This is a genomic window from Sporosarcina contaminans (genome assembly GCF_042679045.1).
Taxonomy (GTDB): domain Bacteria; phylum Bacillota; class Bacilli; order Bacillales_A; family Planococcaceae; genus Sporosarcina; species Sporosarcina contaminans.
Genome location: NZ_JBHTLT010000039.1, coordinates 61,252 through 81,643, shown reverse-complemented (window position 1 = coordinate 81,643; position 20,392 = coordinate 61,252). Strand labels below are relative to the sequence as shown.

Below are 20,392 nucleotides of genomic sequence, written 5' to 3'. Positions count from 1 at the left end.
TGTTGACCGACCTGTTTGTCACATAAATCGTACGACTATATACATGTCGTCATCTACTATAAGGATATAGCAAACAGGGAGGGAACAATGATGGACCAATATAAAACAGTGTTACATGCACAAAACATCCGGAAATCCTATGGCAGCCGGGGCAATGTTCAGCAAGTATTGAAAGGCATTGACCTGCGAGTAATGGAAGGCGAGTTTGTCGGAATCATGGGTGCATCGGGTGCCGGCAAAACGACGCTTTTAAACGTCCTTGCAACGATTGACCGTACGACAGAAGGCACAATCCTTATTGGAGATACGGATATTTCGAAGATGAAAGACCGTGAGTTATCTGCATTTAGGCGCGACCAATTGGGCTTCATCTTTCAAGACTACAATCTGTTAGATACGTTAACAGTGAAAGAGAATATTCTCTTGCCAGTTTCTCTTGGCAAAATGAAAAAGCGGGTTGCGGAAGATCAATTCAATTCAATTGTCGATATTTTAGGAATTAAGGACTTGGCGGATAAATATCCACATGAAATTTCTGGCGGGCAAAAACAACGTACATCCGCCGCAAGGGCTCTCATTAATAAACCATCAATGGTGTTTGCGGATGAACCGACCGGTGCACTGGACTCAAAATCAGCATCCTCCTTATTAGGGACTTTGGAAGACGTCAATAAACAGCGCGGCGTCACGATTATGATGGTGACACATGACCCTGTCGCATCAAGCTACTGTAGCCGAGTCGTTTTTTTGAAAGACGGCAACATCTACTCAGAGCTATATCGCGGCGACCAATCGAGACAAGCCTTCTTCCAGGAAATCCTGAAAGTCCAAGGCATCTTAGGCGGTGACAGCGTTGACGCTCTTTGATCTTGTTGTCCGCAGCATGCGGAAAAACATCAAACATTATTATTTATACTTTTTCGCGCTTATTTTCAGCGTCGTTTTATATTTTGTCTTTGCAACACTGCAACATGATCCATCGGTCGTGGCACAATCTGGCGGAAATATGGGGAAAGCATTTAAAGCTGCAGGTGTTTTGCTGTTATTCATTGCGGGCATCTTCGTCATTTATGCGAATGCGATATTTTTAAAGAGAAGAAGCAGGGAAATCGGACTCTATCAGTTGATCGGACTTACGAAGGGTGCCGTCGCACGGTTGTTAATTATTGAAAATACATTACTGAGCGCAGGTGCTTTAGCTTTCGGTATCGGCACAGGCATATTAGTTTCTCGGATCTTTTTAATGCTACTCATGAAATTAATCGGCTTTGATGGGTTTATCGAGTTATCATTCTCGACTGCTGCCGTTACTCAAACAATCATTGTCTTCTTGGCAATTATTGTCCTAACTTCAATTCAGATGCTCATTGCCGTCTATCGCAACACATTGTTGTCCTTATTCAATGCGGATAAAACCGGCGAGCATCCGAAAAAGCCAAAAGCCTTCCGTTCTGCGTTTTTAGCTCTATTGGGAATTGGCTTAATTGTCTTCGGCTATTGGCTGTCAGGTAATATGCTCAATGCACTGCTCTTCTTCAATATGCTAGCTGTTTTGGCTTCGACGATTCTCGGCACTTATTTATTGTTCCGAGTGACGATCAGTTGGTTGTTTTATCAAATTAGAAAGCAGAAACAAGGCCATCTTGGACTGTATAATAGTTTATCGTTAGCGCCAATCATGCACCGGATGAAAGGCAATGCGAATTCATTGACAATTATTACAGTATTGTCCGCGATGACGTTAACAATGTTAGCCGGAGCATATTCCCTCTATTATTCGACAGAAAAGGAAACCCGCCTAATCTATCCCGTCGATTTTTTGTTTACACCGAATGCAGAAGGAACGGGTGAATCAAAAGCAAAACAATTTATTGAACAACTTGAGCAACAAAAAATCGCATATCAATACTCTCCGATTGATGTATTAAACTTAGAGGGCGAATTTGACGAAAACAGCATCCCTAAATTGATAAACGGAACATTTGGGGTGAATATTGTAAATGAAAAGCAATTACAGCAGGTTGGCATGGATATCGATCTTCCTAAAAACAGAACAGCTTCTTTTTACGATGCATCTTTATATTGGATCATGCAGACTACTGAAGTCCCGGTAAACTTCAAATTGTTTACCCCCCATCAGGAAGTAGACATCTCCGTTTTAAAGATAGAGGAAGGAAATGTATTAAACCCACCGCGAGTTGGTTCTCATTTTGTAGTAAGCGAAGACTTTTATCGGGAAATAGAACAGCTTTCTGCAAATAAAAACGGAAAAAAACCTGTTACAACATACTTTGCAGTTCATATCATAGATAAAGAAAACCTGGCCAAGGCATCGGACATCTATTCAGAAATGACACACCCTAATCAGGCAAAATTTGATTATTATTCGAACTATATATCAAATATGCAAAACAATGGGTTGCTCATCTTCATCTCGGGATTCCTTGGTCTTGTATTCCTCATTTCAACAGGAAGCATTCTATACTTCAAGCAAATGACGGAAGCAGAACAAGAGAGAAATAGTTATATAACATTGCGCCAATTAGGATTTACTGTCCAAGATGTAATGCGTGGTATCGTCCGTAAACAAATATTTGTCTTCGGCTTGCCGCTACTTATCGGACTGTTGCATTCCATCTTTGCGATCAAATCCGCTTCCTTCATATTCATGTCGGATATTACTGTGCCCGCTTCAATTGCAATGGTTATTTACACATTGATCTACTTAATCTTTGCGGTGTTAACTATAAGGTATTATAGAAAGATTGTTCAATCGGCTTTATAAAACGTGGTTTCATCAACACAGATGCTACTTGTGGTTACATGCCACAAGTAGCTTTTTCTAACTAGATTACTTAACCGTCTGAACGAACATCGACAAATTGATTTTCTTTTTCCTCCTTCTCACTATGGTCACAACACCTAAAAAAGTTGGTATGATAAACATCATTGGCATTGCCAAAGTGGTTAATAAATCCATGCTATCGGGAAATCGATAATAGGTTCTGATCGTTCCGAATGCGTAAAGCATCGAGACAATCCCGAAAATAGAAGTTGTTATATATATAATAGATTTCTCCGATAATAAAATCGTAATGACAAATGTGAACGTAGTGCTAATTGTTAGTGCAACGTACACTTTCGCCTCAATCGGTGTATAGTGAATAGGTATTTCAGATGTAATGAAAACATGGTCTGTTAGCGTGAGAAAATACATAAAAACGCTGTAACATGAACTTGCAATGAATAGCACGAAATAGATGAGATCCCTTGTAGTCATAATTGCCTCCCGTTATTTATTGTATTTGTTAACCGTATGACTCCCCTTACTATACGCCACATTCTTTAGAACTCCTTCTGTCCCGCCAAGAACAGTCTATTACGCTACAAAAAAACTGAAACGAATTATTCCTGCTCCCGTATAGTTAATAGAAGACGGATTCCTTTCATTCTGTTACATTTGAATCGGCTATTCTTCATTCAGAAGGAATGGCTGGTTAAAGGAGGGTTTTATTTGAATAAGGAACAAAACGGATTAAAACCTTTTATACAATTAATTTTATCGACGAAAATCCCGAAAGGTGCTCTATTCATCGGGTTATCGGCAAGCATCATTACGACGCTCGCAGGGTTGGTCGTGCCTATATTGACAAAAAATTTGGTTGACGGCTTTTCTGTATCGTCTTTAAGCATGCCGTTGCTCATCGCAATTGGTGTAGCTTTTGTCGTTCAAGCGATTATAAGCGGGATTTCGATTTATTTGCTTGCTGCGGTCGGGCAGAAAATCGTTGCAAGTTTGCGGGAACGGATGTGGCTTAAGCTCGTGCGCTTGCCGGTCGGTTATTACGATCAGACGTCAAGCGGAGAAACCGTGAGCCGCGTCGTCAATGATACGAGTGTCGTTAAAGATTTAATTACCGATCATTTTCCACAATTCATCACCGGTATGATCTCCATCATCGGTGCCGTTACATTGCTCTTCATCATGGATTGGAAGATGACGCTGATCATGCTGATTGCAGTGCCGGTCACTTTAATTGTTATGATTCCATTAGGGAAAAGGATGGCGAAAATATCACGCGGTTTACAAGATGAAACAGCGGCGTTTACAGGAAGTGTTCAGCAAACACTTAGCGAAATCCGCCTTATGAAAGCGTCAACCGCGGAAAAGGATGAAGAAGCAAAAGGGTTGGAAGGCATTGGCAGACTTCTGAAATTCGGGTTGCGTGAAGCGAAAATTTTCGCGTTGGTTGCACCAATTATGCAGTTTGTTGTCATACTTGTCATCGTCATGATCATTGGCTACGGAGGAATGCGTGTTGCGAGCGGGGCGATGTCCACCGGAACGCTCGTCGCTTTCCTGCTTTATTTATTCCAAATCATTATGCCAATTACAACGTTTGCGATGTTCTTTACGCAGTTGCAAAAAGCGAAAGGTGCGACGGAACGGATTATTGAAATTATGGAACTACCGCTTGAAAGTGGGCAGGATGGCGTTGTGAAAGACATTGCCAATCAGCCAATTGTAGTGAAGGATGTATCGTTCTCTTACACAGAGGAAGAGCCGGTGTTGGATAGCATTTCATTCCAAGCGAATCCTGGTGAAATGATCGCTTTTGCAGGACCGAGTGGCGGCGGAAAAACGACTGTGTTTGGTCTAATGGAACGTTTCTATGAACCAACTACAGGAGAAATTCTCGTCGGAGATACACCAATCCAAAATGTTTCACTCGCTTCTTGGCGCAGCCAAATCGGATACGTTGCGCAAGAGAGCGCTATGATGGCTGGCACGATTCGGGAGAATTTGACATACGGTTTGGAAAATCCCCATGAAATAACAGATGACCAATTATGGAAAGTCGCCGAAATGGCGTATGCCGATCAGTTCATTCGTGATTTTCCGAAAGGACTTGATACGGAAGTCGGCGAACGTGGTGTGAAGCTATCCGGCGGTCAACGGCAACGGATCGCAATCGCAAGAGCCTTCCTGCGAGACCCTAAATTGCTCATGATGGACGAAGCGACCGCAAGCCTTGACAGTCAGTCAGAAGGCGTTGTCCAGCAGGCGCTAAGCCGCTTAATGGAAGGACGTACAACATTCGTCATTGCTCATAGATTATCGACGATCGTCCATGCAGATAAAATACTTTTTATCGAAAAAGGGCGCATTACCGGAAGCGGCACACATGAAGAATTGGCCGCAACACATCCGCTATACCGTGAGTTTGCTGAACAGCAATTGGCATAGCATTGTGCTGGTACGATATCGGTGCCTATCGGAATACAAATGGAAGTCCATTTAGTACGGATTGGTTGAGCCTCCATATTTCTTTTTTGTGCAATTGAAATGTATTTTCTGAATTAAACCTTGCACAGGCACCTATTTGTATGTTATTATAGGCCTACATTTTTCGAACGGAGGGTTTTCAAATGGCAACTATCAAATTCCGAGTTTCTTCTCGTAGCTAATTGAATAGCTTAGGAAGGCTTTGCATGTGTGCGAAGTGTTCGGAATCGGTCTGCCTTTTTGTCAAAAATCCATAAACAAACTAAGAGGGAGGTTATTCCCTCTTTTTTTATTTCCTGATAATTGGTTTCCCAATACAGGAATGCTCCTTTTCGTCCGCTTTCATACAAGAAAGCCTTCCTGCAAAACGGATCGTTGAAAGGAGTTTTTTGTTTGGAACAGAAACAATATGAATACCTAGCGGATAATCCAAATGTAAAAGTAATGCCGCTTATGTTATCGCTCATTATTGGAGCTTTCTTTGCAATTTTAAATGAAACATTATTAAATATTGCACTCCTTACTTTAATGGAGGAGTTCTCTATATCATTGCCAACGGTGCAATGGATGGCAACAGGCTTCATGCTTGTCATGGCAGTCGTCATTCCAATTTCAGCGCTGCTTCTGCAATGGTTTACGACTCGTCAACTGTTTTTAGGAACGATGACTGTCTTCACAATCGGAACCATTATTAGCGCCTGCGCACCTACGTTTTCAATTTTATTGGTCGGCCGATTGATTCAGGCTGTTGGAACTGGTTTATTGATGCCAATCATTTTCAACGTATTCTTGCTTATTTTCCCGCCGGAACGTCGAGGCAAAGTGATGGGGTTAGTTGGATTAGTGATCATGTTTGCGCCAGCACTTGGGCCAACGTTATCTGGTATCATTGTTGAATATTTGGGATGGCGTTATCTGTTTATCACAGTAATTCCGTTTGCCGTATTTTCACTCGCTTTTGCTTACAAATACTTAATTAACGTTTCTGAAGTGACAAAGCCAAAGATCGACGTAATCTCGTTAGTCTATTCTACAATTGGATTTGGGTCAATCGTCTACGGTTTTAGTGCGTTCGGTGAGAGCGCCAATGGATTTAGCAGCCCGAATGTATTCATATTTATCATTTTAGGTATCGTTGGGATTGTATTATTTGCGTTAAGGCAATTGAAGTTGGAAGAGCCTGTCATGGACTTACGCGTATTTAAATACCCAATGTACACACATGCGGTCATTATGTTTTTAATTATCATTATGGCCATGTTCGCTTCGGAAATCATCTTGCCGCTCTATATGCAAGGACCGCTCGCTCTTACTGCTGCAGCAGCTGGATTAGTGCTATTGCCCGGCAGTATTTTAAACGGTATCATGTCGCCATTTATGGGTCATCTTTTCGATAAATTTGGGCCGCGCGTGTTAATGATTCCGGCAACGCTCGTTTTAAGCGGAACGATGTTCATGATGAGTCGGTTGACGGTCGATACGCCAGTTTGGGTCGTTGTCGTTGGATACATTTTGATCATGCTTACTGTATCTGCCATTATGATGCCTGCCGAAACGAACGGACTGAATCAGCTTCCGAAGCGACTTTATCCTCATGGCACGGCGGTAATGTCAACGTTGCAGCCTGTCGCCGGAGCAATCGGTGTGTCCGTTTTCATTAGTATTTTAAATGCCAGGAAATTGCATTTCTTAGAAAACTCTGCGACGCCTGATGACCCTGTAACGAACAATTTGGCTATGGTAGCTGGTGTGGAGCTTGTTTATTTCATCTCCTTCGCCATATCCATCGTAGCAATCTTCCTTTCCTTCATTGTATATCGGGCAAAGCCGCAGGAAGATCAAGAAACGGCTACAGAAACTCAAGAATAAAGGAAACGCCGCCTGTAATAGGTGGCGTTCTTAGGTTGCCTTCCTTGACAAGCGTTTTCAAGCCAAGCTGGGCAAACACCTTTCTCATGACTACAAACCTTTAAATGACTGTAGACAAAGTGAAAAGATACTTTTTCTACAGTCTGAAACGCCACCCGCAAAAGGTGGCGTTTTTTATTGTGTCGGTACGTGTGCATGAAACATTTAGGCTGTTTTCTTCATTTTGAAGACGTTGCGCCAGCCAAGCAGAGTGACAGCTAATAGAAGGACGATGTAAATATAAATGCCCACTGTAAATGCACTTGCGATGAAATGCATGATGACAAACGCACCTGCAGCCAAACTAAGCAATATGACTGGGCCAGATCCTTCCGATTGTGCAAACTCGGCCGATTCCGTAAACGGGAATTTTCCCCCTCCAAGCCACTTATACGTCAGCAGCGTCTGTAAAACCGCACCCAATAACACTGCAAATAAATCTGGTGCAATCCGCCACGAGTAGATGGCCATGAGCGCGATGCAAAGCAGTACAAATATCGGTGCGTACAGCTTCACTAAAAACGCTTTCAGCGCGCCGCTATAGGCGATTGCTGGCTGCTCGATCGGCGTTGTTTTGAATAGGAAGCCGCCTTTGTAGTTCGCGGAATACTTCAACATGTTGATGATCGGTGGAATCATCATATTGGCAAAATAAATATACATGTACGATTTTCCTGTTGCGATTTCTGCCCAAGTCTTCGTTTGTAAATCCGTGAAAATGAAGATGAACGGAAATACGATCGAAAGACCGAGGGACGGATACACTTTCAACTTGAAATCTCGCTCCTGTTTCATCATCAAAGAAGCGAAACGGAAGAACATCTTCTCTTCTCGTGACCTGCAACATAGTTGCGCCCAGAAATTCACCCACCATTCCTTTTTTCGCGTCCTGTTTTTCGCGCTGGTCATGAGTTTATCCATATTGCTTTCAAAGGTCGGCATAAGCTTCGTATAGAGAAGCATGGACAGGACTGGCACAAGAACCGAAAGTACAGAGAATAGTATGATCTCCGGAGCATGGTTTTGATTTAAAATCAAATCGAACGGACCGCTAAACCACATCGGCGGAAGGAAAACATGCCACCAGCTAAATGTGTACGTCAGATCCATATCAACTACATTAAAGAGACGGATGACAATTTGGTATCCGATGATGATACCGATCGATAAAAGAATTTGCATATAATTTATGATGTCCCGCAATCTTTCGCCATCAAAAAAGCGTAGCACCGCAATATACAGTAATGTCGTGAAAACGACGATAAAAAGCATTGCAAGAAACAATGTGGCAATGAAGAGCAAAGTAAACAGTATGCCATTTCTAAACAAGCCGACTACAATCGGAACTGCGACGAAAGATCCGGCTATGAAAAACATGTAAATCATAATGTGGATCACTTTTGCTGTATTGACTGTCCTTGAACTGACCGGCTTCGTCTGTAAAATCGTCTTATCACGCACATCAAGCAACACCGAGGAAAAGTCGGAAATCATCGTAGTCGTTAAAATGAAAAGAACCATGCTATATATGATGCTCATTTGGAAAATTGCATTGTCGGCTCCGAAAAACAAGAATGGCACAAGCATGAGTCCATAGATTGCATAGACCCATAATGATTTGAGGAATTGATTGCCCTCTTTCTTTTTCTTCGTATCACTGAAGATCGTTGGTACCCTTCTGCCGTCCATCGTCAGCTTCATGCGCAATATCGTTTCCATCGCATCGTAATCGACGCCAGCCTTGTTGAAGAGCCTTTTGAATTTGGAAAGAAAGACAATCGAACGGAACTCACTCATTCATATCGCCATCCTCAACAATGGAAATGAATTTTGCCGCCCTGCTCTCATGATCCGTAAAGCCTGTCAATTGATTAAAGATATCCGATAGCGAACCTTTCTCGCTCATCGCCTGCAATTCTTCGAAACTGCCATCCGCCACGATGGATCCGTTAAAGAGCAATACGATCCGGTTGCTAATCTTCTCGACGATGTCCATAATATGCGAGGAATAAAAGATCGTTTTCCCTTGAGCGGCAAGCTGAGCAAGCATTTCCCGGATGATCATCATACTGTTGGCATCCAACCCACTAAGCGGCTCATCGTAAAATAACAGATCCGGATTATGCAGCAAGCTCGAAATGATAAGCACTTTCTGTTTCATTCCTTTTGAAAATGAAGAAAGACGTGAGTGCAACACATCCCCTAATTCAAATTCTTCCATAAGCTTTTTCGCTTTTTGTTCCGCAAACGAACGGTCAAGCCCATACAACTCTCCTGTAAATGTCAAATACTCCATCGCTGTCAAGTTATCATACACTTCCGCTTGCTCCGGCACATAGCCAATTCTCCGCTTGTAAGCAGGATTTCCAGATGAAATATCCTCTCCAAACAGGACCACTTGTCCTTTGTAATCTTGAAGTAGACCAAGCATAATCTTTACTGTAGTACTTTTCCCTGCTCCATTCGGACCGATATATCCGATAATTTCTCCATGCCCAACCTCAAGATTTATGCCGTTTAAGACCGTATGATTGCCATACGTCATCGTCAAATTCCTTAGTATCAAAATTTTTTCTTCATTTCCCATTCAAACACCCCATCTCTTCCTCTATTTTACCATTTCTATTTAGTAAAGTATGTATTATTCAGAAGATTTAGCTGTCCTAAAGAACTTATTGAGGATTCATCTAAATAAATCCCTATGACCATGCAGGCACCTTTTTCAAACAATCTGCCGTCCTATTCAGTAAGAATAGACTGAAAGAGTGGATGAGATGAAAAAGAAAATTGTCATAGCTGGAGGCACTGGTTTCATCGGCCAATATTTTGAAAAGAAATTCGTGGATTCAGGATATGAAGTAATTATGATTTCAAGAAATCCACAGCATATCAATTGGCGGAATCACGCGCGAATCGTGGAGGCATTGGAAGGCTCAGAAATGCTCATCAATCTTGCAGGAAAAACGGTCAATTGCCGTTACAACGAAAAGAACAAAAAGGAGATTATGCAATCAAGAACAGAAACTACCGAATTATTGGGGCATGCCCTATCTGTTTGCAGCACCCCTCCACCTCTGTGGATCAATTCAAGCACCGCTACGATTTACAGGCATGCGGAAGATCGTCCAATGACAGAGAGAGACGGAGAAATTGGAAGCGGCTTTTCAGTCGACGTCGCGAAAGCATGGGAGGCATCCCTTTTTGCATTTGACCTGCCGAAGACAAGAAAAGTCGCATTGCGGATCGCCATCGTTTTAGGAAAAGACGGCGGAGTCATGGAGCCTTATATGAATCTTGTCCGTTTCGGCTTGGGTGGCGTACAAGGCACCGGCAGCCAAATGTTCAGCTGGGTCCATATAGAAGATGTGTACCGAATCGTCTTATTTCTAAAGAAAAACGAGCAACTGCAGGGTGTCTTCAACTGTTCAGCGCCATATCCCATTACAAATCGGGAGCTCATGGCACAATTACGCAGCACAATGAATCGAAAGTTCGGCCTCCCCTCCCCTAAATGGATGCTCAAAATAGGCGCAGTTATAATACGTACTGAAACAGAACTAATTTTGAAAAGCCGCTGGGTTGTCCCTGATCGTTTGGAGAAGGAAGGATTTCAATTTAAATATGAGACGATTGATAAAGCTTTACAGCAAATCATACAGTAATGCATAGTAAGAATGCTCATTTACATGATGACAAATTAATATGGTTTAGGCTGCTGTTGCATTCGAGCGGTGAATTGTGAGTTTTTGAGCGGTTGGAGGCCATTTTCAAGCGTTCTGCTTACATATTCGAACGGGCGCGATACTACATCGAGCAATTTACTTCTGGCTTCAAGCGATTGCGAACTGCCTTCGAGCGGCGACGCACTTCTTTCTAGAGAAACAGCTTTTTCTTCGAGCGGTGCACACTTCAAGCGAATCAACTTTTAAGCTTAGCAACTGCATGAAAATCAATTCTGTATTCGTCAACATCCACCGCCATTAAAGTGATTCCATAATGACTGTGACAATTATGCCTAACACGGTTCCTACAAAAAACGTTGCGGTAAATAAAAGAACGCGTCTCAATGCCTCATCCTTTCTATTTATCATTGTTTCAATGTATTAAATCGACGGTGCAGTTATGCTGGACAGGATAAAAAAACACCTGTATCTACGCTTCTGATACAAGTGTTTTTGTTATGTTATAAGCGTTCCTTCGGATCAAGGCGCACTCCACTTAGACTCCAATTGGTCGAGTTGTTTTTCTCTAACTGACCATTGCGTCGAGGATCTTGCGCCATCATCTCTTTCAAACCGTCCGGGCCAATCTTGCTTTGCACTTTCCGAATTTCATCCTCGAAAAATAATGACATGACTTAAACCTCCTGCCCATATTTAGTCACGTCCATCCCTTCATTGTAGAATATGTCAACATCGTATGAGGACAAGAGGTATGCGCACAAATCTTGAAAACATTCTTTTATCCTACTAAAAATCCACCCAGATTTTAATAGCAGTTCCTAAAATGAGCGCTGCTAATAAACCAGTTAATATTTTCGTATTTGTTTTCTGTCCGATTTTTGCCCCGATCGGCGCAGCTACGATGCTTGCAACAACCATAATGAACGCAGGGCCATATAAAACTTGCCCTGTTGCAATCTTTCCAACCGTAGTTCCGATAGAAGAAATAAACGTAATGGCGAGCGAAGTTGCTATCGTCACCCGCGTTGGTATCTTTAAAATCACCAACATGATAGGCACTAAAATAAAAGCGCCCGCGGCCCCTACAATTCCTGCCGCTACCCCAACGACGAATGCCAAAACGGCGGCAAGCCATTTATTGAACGTCAATTGGTCAGCAGAAACATCGTTTAACTCCTTTTTCGGGATGAACATCATAATCGCTGCAACCGTAGCCAAAACCCCATAGATAAGATTGATGGTATTCTCGGAAAGCAAGTCCGATCCATATCCACCGATAAAACTGCCAGCTAAAATCGCTATTCCCATGTAAATGATAAGCGTCTTATTGATGTATCCGCTTTTGCGATACGCCCATACACCAGAAATTGTCGCAAAAAACACTTGGATAGCACTAATGCCAGACACTTCATGTGCAGTGAAGGCCGCCATTCCAAGCAGAGGTGGAATATAGAGCAGCATCGGATATTTAATGATCGATCCTCCGATTCCGACCATTCCAGATAGGAAGGAACCAACGAATCCGATAAGGAAAAGCGTTATTATGAATGCAACATCCATTTTCATCATCCTTTCAAATAAAGAAAGGCATCTAGTAAGATACCCTCAGACTGTAAACAAAGTATCTTTTCACTTTGTCTACAGTCTTTTTAAGGTTTTTAGTCATGAGATAGATGTTTGTCAGCTAAGCTTGAAAACGCTTCATGGAAGACAACTTAAGAACGCCACGTCCTAGAGGTGCCTTAATTTCTCCAAAGAACGTAGAAATTAAGGCAAATCGAACCCTTCGCCGTTCAATTCGCAGTATGCGAGCGTTTGTCAACAAGCTGAGGGCATCTAGTACGATACCCTGTTCATCATCAACCTTTTTGAATCCAAAACAGAAAGACACCATTTTCTTCTGTTTGCTTCAAAAGCTTGTGTCCACCAGATTTGGACCATGCTGCCATATCTGCAACCGACCCTTTATCAGTCGCGTGAATTTCTAAAATCTCTCCTGCTTCCAAGTCTTTCATTGCCTTTCTTGCCCGCACAACTGGCATAGGGCAAGCTAATCCTTTTGCATCCAGTACTTTTTTTACGTCCATTTCATTATCTCTCCTTTTTTATCGTACTGCGCAACGGTTCGGGCCAATTTCCATTTCGCGTTGCGTCTCTTCATCAGGGGTAATATGCCCCATATTCGTTTTCCGGATCTCTTGATAAGCATTTGGCTGCGGCGGCAAATTACCCGTGACCAACTGACGGAAATCCTCTTCCTTTTCAACATTTAGACCATGGTTATTCTTCAACAACACACTAAGTTTTTCGGCAACAGAACCGTTTTCATTCAACTCTTCCATCACCATGAAATGCGCAGGCAGAACGATTAAATCCTCTGATAGATTGCGATATCGTTCATAAAGCGTCTCTCTCAAGTCCCCTACCCAATCTTCTGCAAGACCCGCTAAATCTGGGCGACCTATTGAGTCGATGAACAATATATCGCCAGACATTAAATACGTATCATCAACTATGAAAGAGGTAGAGCCAATCGTATGCCCTGGGGAGTACAAAGGCTGAATTGCAATAACTGAATTTCCGACTGTTATCGTATCTCCATCATGAAGCGGTCTATAGGTGAAAGTCACTTCTTCCGCGTCTTTAGGCGGTAGCCAATACGTCCCGCCCACTTCTTCTGCAATATGTCGGCCACCAGAAATATGATCTGCATGGAGGTGGGTATCTAACACATTTGTAATCTTGACGTTCTTTTCATTCGCAAATTGAATAAAGACATCTGTCATTCTTGTCGCATCGACAATCGCTGCTTCACCATTTGAAATGATCATATAAGATAGACAGCCTTTACCGATACGAACGAACTGGTACAGCTCCCCACCGCCGGTCAAATCGCCAATTTTTATAGGTTCTAAATGCTCGCTCCACGCTTTCATGCCACCCGATAGATAATGAACATTACGCCCCTCTTCCGCTATCATTTCTGCAACCATTACAGAAGAACCTTCCTTCGCACAAACAACAACAATGTCGCGATCCTCTGGAAGTTGGTCCATAATCTCTTCAACTCCGTCCAATAAATCGAAATACGGAATATTAAGGTGTTCAATACTGACACCTTCCACTTTCCAATCCGCAAAAGCATCGGCATTGCGGACATCCAATACGAATAATGGCTTTCTCTCACGTATTTTTCTTGTTAATTCGCTTGCTGTTATTGCTTGTACAGTCATTTTGTTTCCTCCTCTATAGACTTTTCGGTTGGTCCGTTCCATTCACTCATCCCTGGCACAACATTTTTTACATTTGGAAAATCCGCTGCAGCTAATTGTTGGCACGCCATATCGCTTCGGTTTCCTGTCCTGCAAACGACATAAATCGCCTTTTCTTTATCAAGTTGCTCCATCTTGCTTTCCAAATCGCTAATCGGAATCGAAATGGCACCTTTTATATGTTCAAATGCATATTCTGCATATTCACGAACATCGATAATTTGAACATTTTCATCGTTTAAAGCCGTCAATAATTCATCATTTGAAACTACTTGCGGAAACTTTTTTTCACGCAATTCTTCCTCCCCCGATCTACGGATGTAATGTTTAAGCGTGCCATCTGCTTCAACTGTTCCTAAATATTGATTCCCCGAACTTTCTGCCCAAGCCTTCAAATCGGCAGTAGATCCTTTGTCGGTCGCTAACACTTCCAAAACAGTGCCTGGTTGCATTTCTTTTATTGCTTTTTTCGTCTTTATAATCGGCATTGGGCAACTTAGTCCCTTGGCATCAATAACGCGATCTGTTCGAATCAATTCAATCTCTCCTTTTACCCAGGCGGGTATATTTATAAGTAAAAAAATTTATATAAAGAGGTTCACATTGCTGTCTTGAGCATCACCAAGATAAGCTGCAACACCGGCATATTCAATCCCATCTAACAATTCCTCTTGTTGAAGCCCCAATAAATCCATCGTCATCGTGCATGCGACTAATTTAATATCTTGTTCTTCCGCCATCTCAATAAGTTGTGGCAAAGTCATCGCATTATGTTTTTTAATGACATGTTTAATCATTTTGGGACCCATACCTGCAAAGTTCATTTTGGAAATGCCCATTTTATCTGCACCTCGGGGCATCATTTTGCCAAACATTTTTTCCAACCACCCCTTTTTCGTTGGAATCAATTCTTCTTTCCGCAATGCGTTCAATCCCCAAAATGTATGGAATATCGTTACTTCGTGATCGTATGCCGCTGCCCCGTTCGCGATAATATACGCAGCCATTGCTTTATCGTAATCGCCACTAAAAAGAACAATGGTCGTTTTCTTCACCTCAGACATTCAAATCTTCCTTTCTTATTATTACCCTTGGGGGTATATTGTTGATTAAAAAGAAAAGGGCTAACAATTGTCGGCCGCTTTACTTAAATCAATAATATACCCAGGTGGGTAATTTGTCAACAGTGGAGCTTTGCTGTGGCAATGCCTCGTTTGCTCGGTGATGCATGAATTTCATCCCACATACGGTTTTTAGTAAAGTTTGAGGAAAGAAAATTGGCTGTTGTAACGAGGCTTTCCGGATAATCATACAAGTCCAGCAGTTTAATGGCGTTCCGTGTTTCAAAAGGGCCATTATGAATTTTGTAGTCAAAGTGAGTTTCTCCATTATTAATTGTTTCACGAAAATGATAGTTAGTATACAGATGCTATTCTATTTCAGTCAGCTCAATGTCATGTGACGCTATAATGCTCATTCCTTTATTGGCAGAGAGCCATTCCATCATCGCAGCGAAGCAGAATTTCGCTCAATTGTATTCGTACCTTTTAAAATCTCATCTATAAATGAAATACATGGCTTTCCTTGTTCAATCATCCTTGTAATCGGTGATGAAATAACTTTCTCCATCCAGTACATTGTCTTGCACCGCCTTGAAATGGCTATAAAGCTATGCAGTTGATGATCCCCGGTTATGCGATGTCATAATGGCTTTATGCGAGGTTAATTCGCATTATGCGACTTTGCAAATGACTTATGAGGGATTCATTGGCATTATGCAATTTTATTATGATTTATGCGTTTTCGAAGAAAAACCTCACGCGTTATTTGCGTGAGGTTTTGTCTATTCCCTTTTGAGCGGCATCGAGCAGCATCTAAAGGATCCCCCGGATTTAATAATTTCCGAGAAGTCTACTTCGATGACCTCAAATCCTTTGGCTCGCATGGCTTCATTTACTTTTTTGTTTTGCGGTAAGCTGAATACTTTCCGATTGCCAATCGATAATACATTCGTTCCCATTGTAAATTGTTCGTCTGCCGATACTTCGATAAGATCGTACTCGGCTGATAATTTGTCCACTATTTCCTTCGTCAGCGCCTCTGGGAAAATGAGACCGACAGTTGGCGACAAAATGTTAAAAACACAGTCCAAGTGTAAGTACTTTTCGTTGAAAGGAATGCGAATGATGTCGTATTCCGGCAAATCCTTTTGTAAATTGCGGACCGCTTTTTCAGATGTTCTGCTGCTAATGCCAACGTAAACCCGATTGCGGTCGACAATAACATCCCCACCCTCTACCCGATCTATTGTCGTTTGATAAGGAATCTCTTCGTCTTCCAAAAATTCTTCGAGTGCCTCTTCTTCCCCTTTTCGGATGTCGCTTGCCATTTCTGCGACGAACACATCCTCTCCAACTGTAAATCCGATGTCACGAGTAAAAACTTGCTCAGGAAATTGCTCAGAAGCGGGTAGTTTAATGACTTCTACACCATGTGCAATGAGCAGTTTTTCAAATTCCGCATGCTGTTTCATTGCAAGATCGATGTCAATATTCTCATCTTTATATTTTTTTTGAACATCGTTAATTACGTCTTCGATTGCCATAAATTCCGGTTGACATAGGATGACGCGTTTCAACGGTTCATATTCTGTATTACAATTTGTTTGTTGACTTTCTTCCATAGGAAATTTCACGAAATGGCCCCTCCAATTTTTTTCTTCCCGTCTCTTTACCCGTTTATCATTAAATGAAACAGGACGGAATTGTCTTAATGAATTCTCTATTCCAAAACAAACATTGTTATAATAAAATTAGATACTATAAGGGAATCTACATCATTGGAGGGATTCGTCATGAAGAAAATTAGCAGCATTAATAAAGATTATATTGCATCAGCGAATGATACAGAGAAGAAAGTGTTTCCGAAATATACAACGCAGTTAATCAATTTGGCGAATAGCAATGCGCATGGTACGAGACCGAAAGTCGTCGGCTCCATGGCGGATTATTTTCCGCTTTATCTCGAAGAGACAGATGATCCAACTGTAGAAGGATGGAAAAACTGGTATACAAACAAAGAACCTGAGGCAAAAGCACGTGCAAAAGCCCGGATTTTACCTCAGGTGGAACGATTGAAAGAAGCGATTGATTTAATTGATGAGCAGTTGATCGATCAATGGCTTGACGATATTTTGATTGATAAGACATTTAACGGCATGTACTTCCAAAAAGCGATTTTGCAAAAATTAAGCGAGCATTTTGAGCTTCCGTACCGTCCATCATCGGTTGAAGAAGAAAGCAAAGGGATTGACGGTTACATCGGCTCGACACCGATTTCGATTAAGCCAGAAACTTATGAACTGATGAAGCAGTTAGGAGAACAAATTGAAGCATCAATTGTTACATACCGAAAAAACTCAAGCGGTGGAGTTGATATTTTTATTGAAGAGGATTTAAATCCACATGCTTAACAATGATGCCATCCTCAGTTTGTTCAATCGAATCGATTAATGAGAGCTTAATATTCACTTCTTGTCGTGTCTTGACAGGTACGTTTAAATAGTCGTTATCGTACCATTTATCTTTGCCCGCAGCCATTTCTTGAATGACAAACTCCGCATGTCGTTCCACACGATCTGTTACGATTTTGTTTAAGTCGCTTTTCAATAGCAAGGCGTTTTCTGCTACGGTTTTCGATAACAGTGGATCGATTTCTACTCCAAAGCTGTTCCGCTCTGCACACATGGCGGCAAACATGGTCGTGCCAGTTCCGACAAACGGATCTAAAACATAGTCGCCTTTTGTCGAGTACATATTAATGAGCCGGTATGCCAACTCGAATGGATAGGCAGCACTACGCTCTCTTGTGCTAACGACGTTTTTAAATTTCTGTGTCTTCCCTTGAAATTCCCACAGGTCAGAGAACCATTTGTTGCGCTCTTCCCAAAAGAAAGCACTCTCCTGCCTGTTCGGAATTTCATCCTTTTTAAATACACGTTTCCCGCCTTTACGGAAAATTAAAATGTATTCATGCTCATATGTCACGTAAGCTCCTGAAGGCAACATCCCTGAGCCCATGAACTTATTCGGCGCATTTGTCGTTTTTCGCCAAATGATGTCCGGCAACACCGAATAACCCATCGAGACAAATTTCTCGATTATTTTCGAGTGATTCGAATACATTTGAAACTGGCCGTTGATCGTGCGGGTTGCATCCCCGATATTAATGCAAACAAAACCATGTGGTGCTACAGTGCGATCCACTTCCTCCCATATTTCATTCATAACGTCATGCATAAGGTTGAAAGCTTTATAAGACCTGCCTTCGTCTAAATGTGCTTTTATTTCGGGGCGAAGCTCTATGAAAAGCTCATCCCACATTTCAATCATTGGATACGGGGGTGAAGTGACAACCAACGCTACAGATTGGTCAGGTATCCCCTTTAAATCTTTCGCATTTTGATTTAACAGGCGATGCTGTGTCGTTTTCATTTATTCTCATCCTATCTTTATTGCAATACTTCTATTATGGGACTAAACTTTGCAACGTTCAATGGGATGTTTAAATAAAGAACATTGAAGGCACCAACAGCAAAAAGGCGGAATATTCATATTCTGCTTCTCAACTTGTTGACATTTGCTCGCACACCGCCTTGAGACCAGCAGGACACTGGTCGCGCAGTTAATCGAACAACGAATCGAACAACAAAGAGTTCGATTTGCCGTATTTCTGCACCCTCTACGGAAATTAAGGCACTACGATGTCCCGATCATAGACTGCAATCCACGCGGCAAGCGTTTTCAAGCCAAGCGGAAGAAATTCCTTTCTTATTACTTCAATCCCTAAAATGTCGATTTCCCGGGAAATAAATCGAATTATTTCTTGCCGATTCCGTAATACTGCTCCATTTCGGTTTCAGGAACCATACTGCCACCAGTTGCCCAAACGATATGAGTAGCATTTTTTGAATCTGCAAGCGGAGCCGCATGTTGAATCGTTTGAATAGGTCCTGTCATACCAGCCAATGCAGATGGTTCCAGTCGTATCGCCTCCGTGTCTGCAATCATTGTAAGCAAATTAAACATCGTTTCATCTGTAATGGTGAAGCACCCTGCAAGCAAAGACTCCATTTTCCTGCCGACAAAAGCCGATGGCCTTCCGACCGCAAGTCCGTCTGCAGCCGTATGATTGCTCAAACCAAAATCCGCTACGCTCACTGTATCATGCAATCCTGTCATCATTCCGATCACCATACATGGCGAATTAGTTGGCTCTGCAAAGAAGCAATGGACATGATTCCCGAATTGCAACTTCAATCCAAATGCCACTCCTCCAGGTCCACCGCCTACACCACATGGCAAATAGACAAAAAGAGGATGATCTTCATCGACGATTGTTCCCATCTCCTTCAATTGAGCAGCAAGGCGCTCGCCCGCTACCGCATAGCCTAAAAATAAATCCAGCGAGTTTTCATCATCAATAAAATGACAGAGTGGATCTGCTTCTGCTTGCTTTCTACCTTCCTCGACTGCTTTGCTATAATCATCCGCATATTCAATGACGGTTACGCCTTTCTTCCGAAGCAGCTCTTTTTTCCAAGCTTTCGCATCAGCAGACATATGGACGGTCACATTGAACCCTAATTTAGCACTCATAATGCCAATGCTCAATCCTAAATTCCCCGTCGAACCTACTGCTATCTTATGCTTGGCAAATAAATCCAGCATTGCCGGTTCAGCAAATTTTTCATAGTTTTCATCATATGTAATTCGTCCATCTTGGATCGCTAAAGTTTCCGCATGCTTCAAAACTTCATAAATTCCTCCACGTGCTTTTATCGACCCTGAAATCGGAAGTTCGTTATCTTGCTTTAATAATAATTTTCCGGGAATGTCTATGCCATATTCATTTGATAACGCCTCTTTCGCAAAAGGAATTGCTGTTAACGGAGATTCGATCATACCATTTGCAAATGCCGTTTCTGGAAATACTTTCTCAATGTACGGCGCAAATCTTGCCAATCGTTCACTCGCATCCCTCACATCGGCAGCAGTAATGCCCGACTGCTTGATCCCTTCTTCGCTATCCCCATTTCGCGGATTGACCCAAAAAACTTCTTGTTGACTTGTCACTTTTTTAAGTAATGGAAACTTTCTAAACCAATCTGCTCTTTCGTTTTGATTCACACTCTCCGCCCCCCCTTGCTATCTATTTTGAGTATAGCATGTGAGGCCAATCGA

Annotated in this window: 19 protein-coding genes; 6 read left to right on the top strand and 13 right to left on the bottom strand. The window is 42.1% G+C overall.

The features are described 5' to 3' along the window. Positions 1-90 precede the first annotated feature (90 nt). Both ACFQ38_RS08460 and ACFQ38_RS08455 read left to right on the top strand, forming a co-directional pair. A complete protein-coding gene (locus ACFQ38_RS08460; RefSeq protein ID WP_336824047.1) occupies positions 91-867 on the top strand; it encodes an ABC transporter ATP-binding protein in 777 nt (258 codons plus the stop codon). Beyond that, complete coding sequence (locus ACFQ38_RS08455) at positions 845-2,785, top strand: FtsX-like permease family protein (protein WP_381480372.1); 1,941 nt, start codon at positions 845-847, stop codon at positions 2,783-2,785. Before ACFQ38_RS08460 ends, ACFQ38_RS08455 begins: the two co-directional genes overlap by 23 nt. A gap of 66 nt (positions 2,786-2,851) precedes the next feature. Here ACFQ38_RS08455 and ACFQ38_RS08450 read toward each other — a convergent pair whose 3' ends face one another. Next, a complete protein-coding gene (locus ACFQ38_RS08450; RefSeq protein ID WP_381480371.1) occupies positions 2,852-3,280 on the bottom strand; it encodes a hypothetical protein in 429 nt (142 codons plus the stop codon). A gap of 234 nt (positions 3,281-3,514) precedes the next feature. Here ACFQ38_RS08450 and ACFQ38_RS08445 point away from each other — a divergent pair, with 234 nt between their 5' ends. Both ACFQ38_RS08445 and ACFQ38_RS08440 read left to right on the top strand, forming a co-directional pair. Further along, positions 3,515-5,248 (top strand): ABC transporter ATP-binding protein, encoded by a 1,734-nt coding sequence (locus ACFQ38_RS08445; protein ID WP_381480369.1) that lies wholly within the window; start codon positions 3,515-3,517, stop codon positions 5,246-5,248. 483 nt (positions 5,249-5,731) lie between these two features. Beyond that, positions 5,732-7,156, top strand: a complete 1,425-nt coding sequence (locus ACFQ38_RS08440; RefSeq protein WP_336824099.1) for an MDR family MFS transporter — start codon at positions 5,732-5,734, stop codon at positions 7,154-7,156. A gap of 204 nt (positions 7,157-7,360) precedes the next feature. On the opposite strand, the gene ACFQ38_RS08435 is transcribed toward ACFQ38_RS08440, so the two are convergent. After that, positions 7,361-8,992 carry a hypothetical protein gene (locus ACFQ38_RS08435; protein ID WP_381480368.1) on the bottom strand — a complete coding sequence of 544 codons (1,632 nt, stop codon included), beginning with the start codon at positions 8,990-8,992 and terminating at the stop codon, positions 7,361-7,363. Beyond that, entirely contained in the window at positions 8,985-9,782 is a 798-nt protein-coding gene (locus ACFQ38_RS08430) for an ABC transporter ATP-binding protein (protein ID WP_381480367.1), read from the bottom strand. Before ACFQ38_RS08430 ends, ACFQ38_RS08435 begins: the two co-directional genes overlap by 8 nt. A gap of 187 nt (positions 9,783-9,969) precedes the next feature. Between ACFQ38_RS08430 and ACFQ38_RS08425 the strand changes: the two genes are divergently transcribed. Then, a complete protein-coding gene (locus ACFQ38_RS08425) occupies positions 9,970-10,857 on the top strand; it encodes a TIGR01777 family oxidoreductase (RefSeq protein ID WP_336824053.1) in 888 nt (295 codons plus the stop codon). 521 nt (positions 10,858-11,378) lie between these two features. On the opposite strand, the gene ACFQ38_RS08420 is transcribed toward ACFQ38_RS08425, so the two are convergent. The 8 genes from ACFQ38_RS08420 to ACFQ38_RS08385 form a co-directional block, all read right to left on the bottom strand. Then, positions 11,379-11,549 carry a hypothetical protein gene (locus ACFQ38_RS08420; RefSeq protein WP_336824054.1) on the bottom strand — a complete coding sequence of 57 codons (171 nt, stop codon included), beginning with the start codon at positions 11,547-11,549 and terminating at the stop codon, positions 11,379-11,381. A 115-nt stretch (positions 11,550-11,664) separates the two neighbouring features. Then, positions 11,665-12,438, bottom strand: coding sequence for a sulfite exporter TauE/SafE family protein (locus ACFQ38_RS08415; protein ID WP_336824055.1), 774 nt, complete (start codon positions 12,436-12,438; stop codon positions 11,665-11,667). 299 nt (positions 12,439-12,737) lie between these two features. Then, entirely contained in the window at positions 12,738-12,965 is a 228-nt protein-coding gene (locus ACFQ38_RS08410; RefSeq protein WP_336824056.1) for a sulfurtransferase TusA family protein, read from the bottom strand. A gap of 18 nt (positions 12,966-12,983) precedes the next feature. After that, positions 12,984-14,111, bottom strand: a complete 1,128-nt coding sequence (locus tag ACFQ38_RS08405) for an MBL fold metallo-hydrolase (RefSeq protein ID WP_381480366.1) — start codon at positions 14,109-14,111, stop codon at positions 12,984-12,986. Next, positions 14,108-14,686, bottom strand: coding sequence for a sulfurtransferase TusA family protein (locus tag ACFQ38_RS08400; protein WP_336824058.1), 579 nt, complete (start codon positions 14,684-14,686; stop codon positions 14,108-14,110). The genes ACFQ38_RS08405 and ACFQ38_RS08400 overlap by 4 nt, the downstream gene beginning before the upstream one ends. A gap of 48 nt (positions 14,687-14,734) precedes the next feature. Then, the gene (locus ACFQ38_RS08395) at positions 14,735-15,214 is read right to left on the bottom strand and encodes a DsrE/DsrF/DrsH-like family protein (protein ID WP_381480365.1); all 480 of its coding nucleotides are present in this window, start codon (positions 15,212-15,214) and stop codon (positions 14,735-14,737) included. A gap of 439 nt (positions 15,215-15,653) precedes the next feature. Further along, entirely contained in the window at positions 15,654-15,788 is a 135-nt protein-coding gene (locus ACFQ38_RS08390) for a hypothetical protein (protein WP_381480364.1), read from the bottom strand. A gap of 205 nt (positions 15,789-15,993) precedes the next feature. Further along, positions 15,994-16,833 (bottom strand): dimethylarginine dimethylaminohydrolase family protein, encoded by an 840-nt coding sequence (locus tag ACFQ38_RS08385; RefSeq protein WP_336824100.1) that lies wholly within the window; start codon positions 16,831-16,833, stop codon positions 15,994-15,996. A gap of 171 nt (positions 16,834-17,004) precedes the next feature. Between ACFQ38_RS08385 and ACFQ38_RS08380 the strand changes: the two genes are divergently transcribed. Next, positions 17,005-17,622 (top strand): MjaI family restriction endonuclease, encoded by a 618-nt coding sequence (locus ACFQ38_RS08380; protein ID WP_336824061.1) that lies wholly within the window; start codon positions 17,005-17,007, stop codon positions 17,620-17,622. Here ACFQ38_RS08380 and ACFQ38_RS08375 read toward each other — a convergent pair. Together ACFQ38_RS08375 and ACFQ38_RS08370 are read right to left on the bottom strand one after the other, a co-directional pair. Then, positions 17,591-18,643: a DNA-methyltransferase gene (locus ACFQ38_RS08375; protein ID WP_336824062.1), complete on the bottom strand. Its 1,053-nt coding sequence runs from the start codon at positions 18,641-18,643 to the stop codon at positions 17,591-17,593. The genes ACFQ38_RS08380 and ACFQ38_RS08375 overlap by 32 nt on opposite strands. A 384-nt stretch (positions 18,644-19,027) precedes the next feature. Further along, a complete protein-coding gene (locus ACFQ38_RS08370; RefSeq protein WP_381480363.1) occupies positions 19,028-20,338 on the bottom strand; it encodes a D-serine ammonia-lyase in 1,311 nt (436 codons plus the stop codon). Positions 20,339-20,392: the final 54 nt, after the last annotated feature.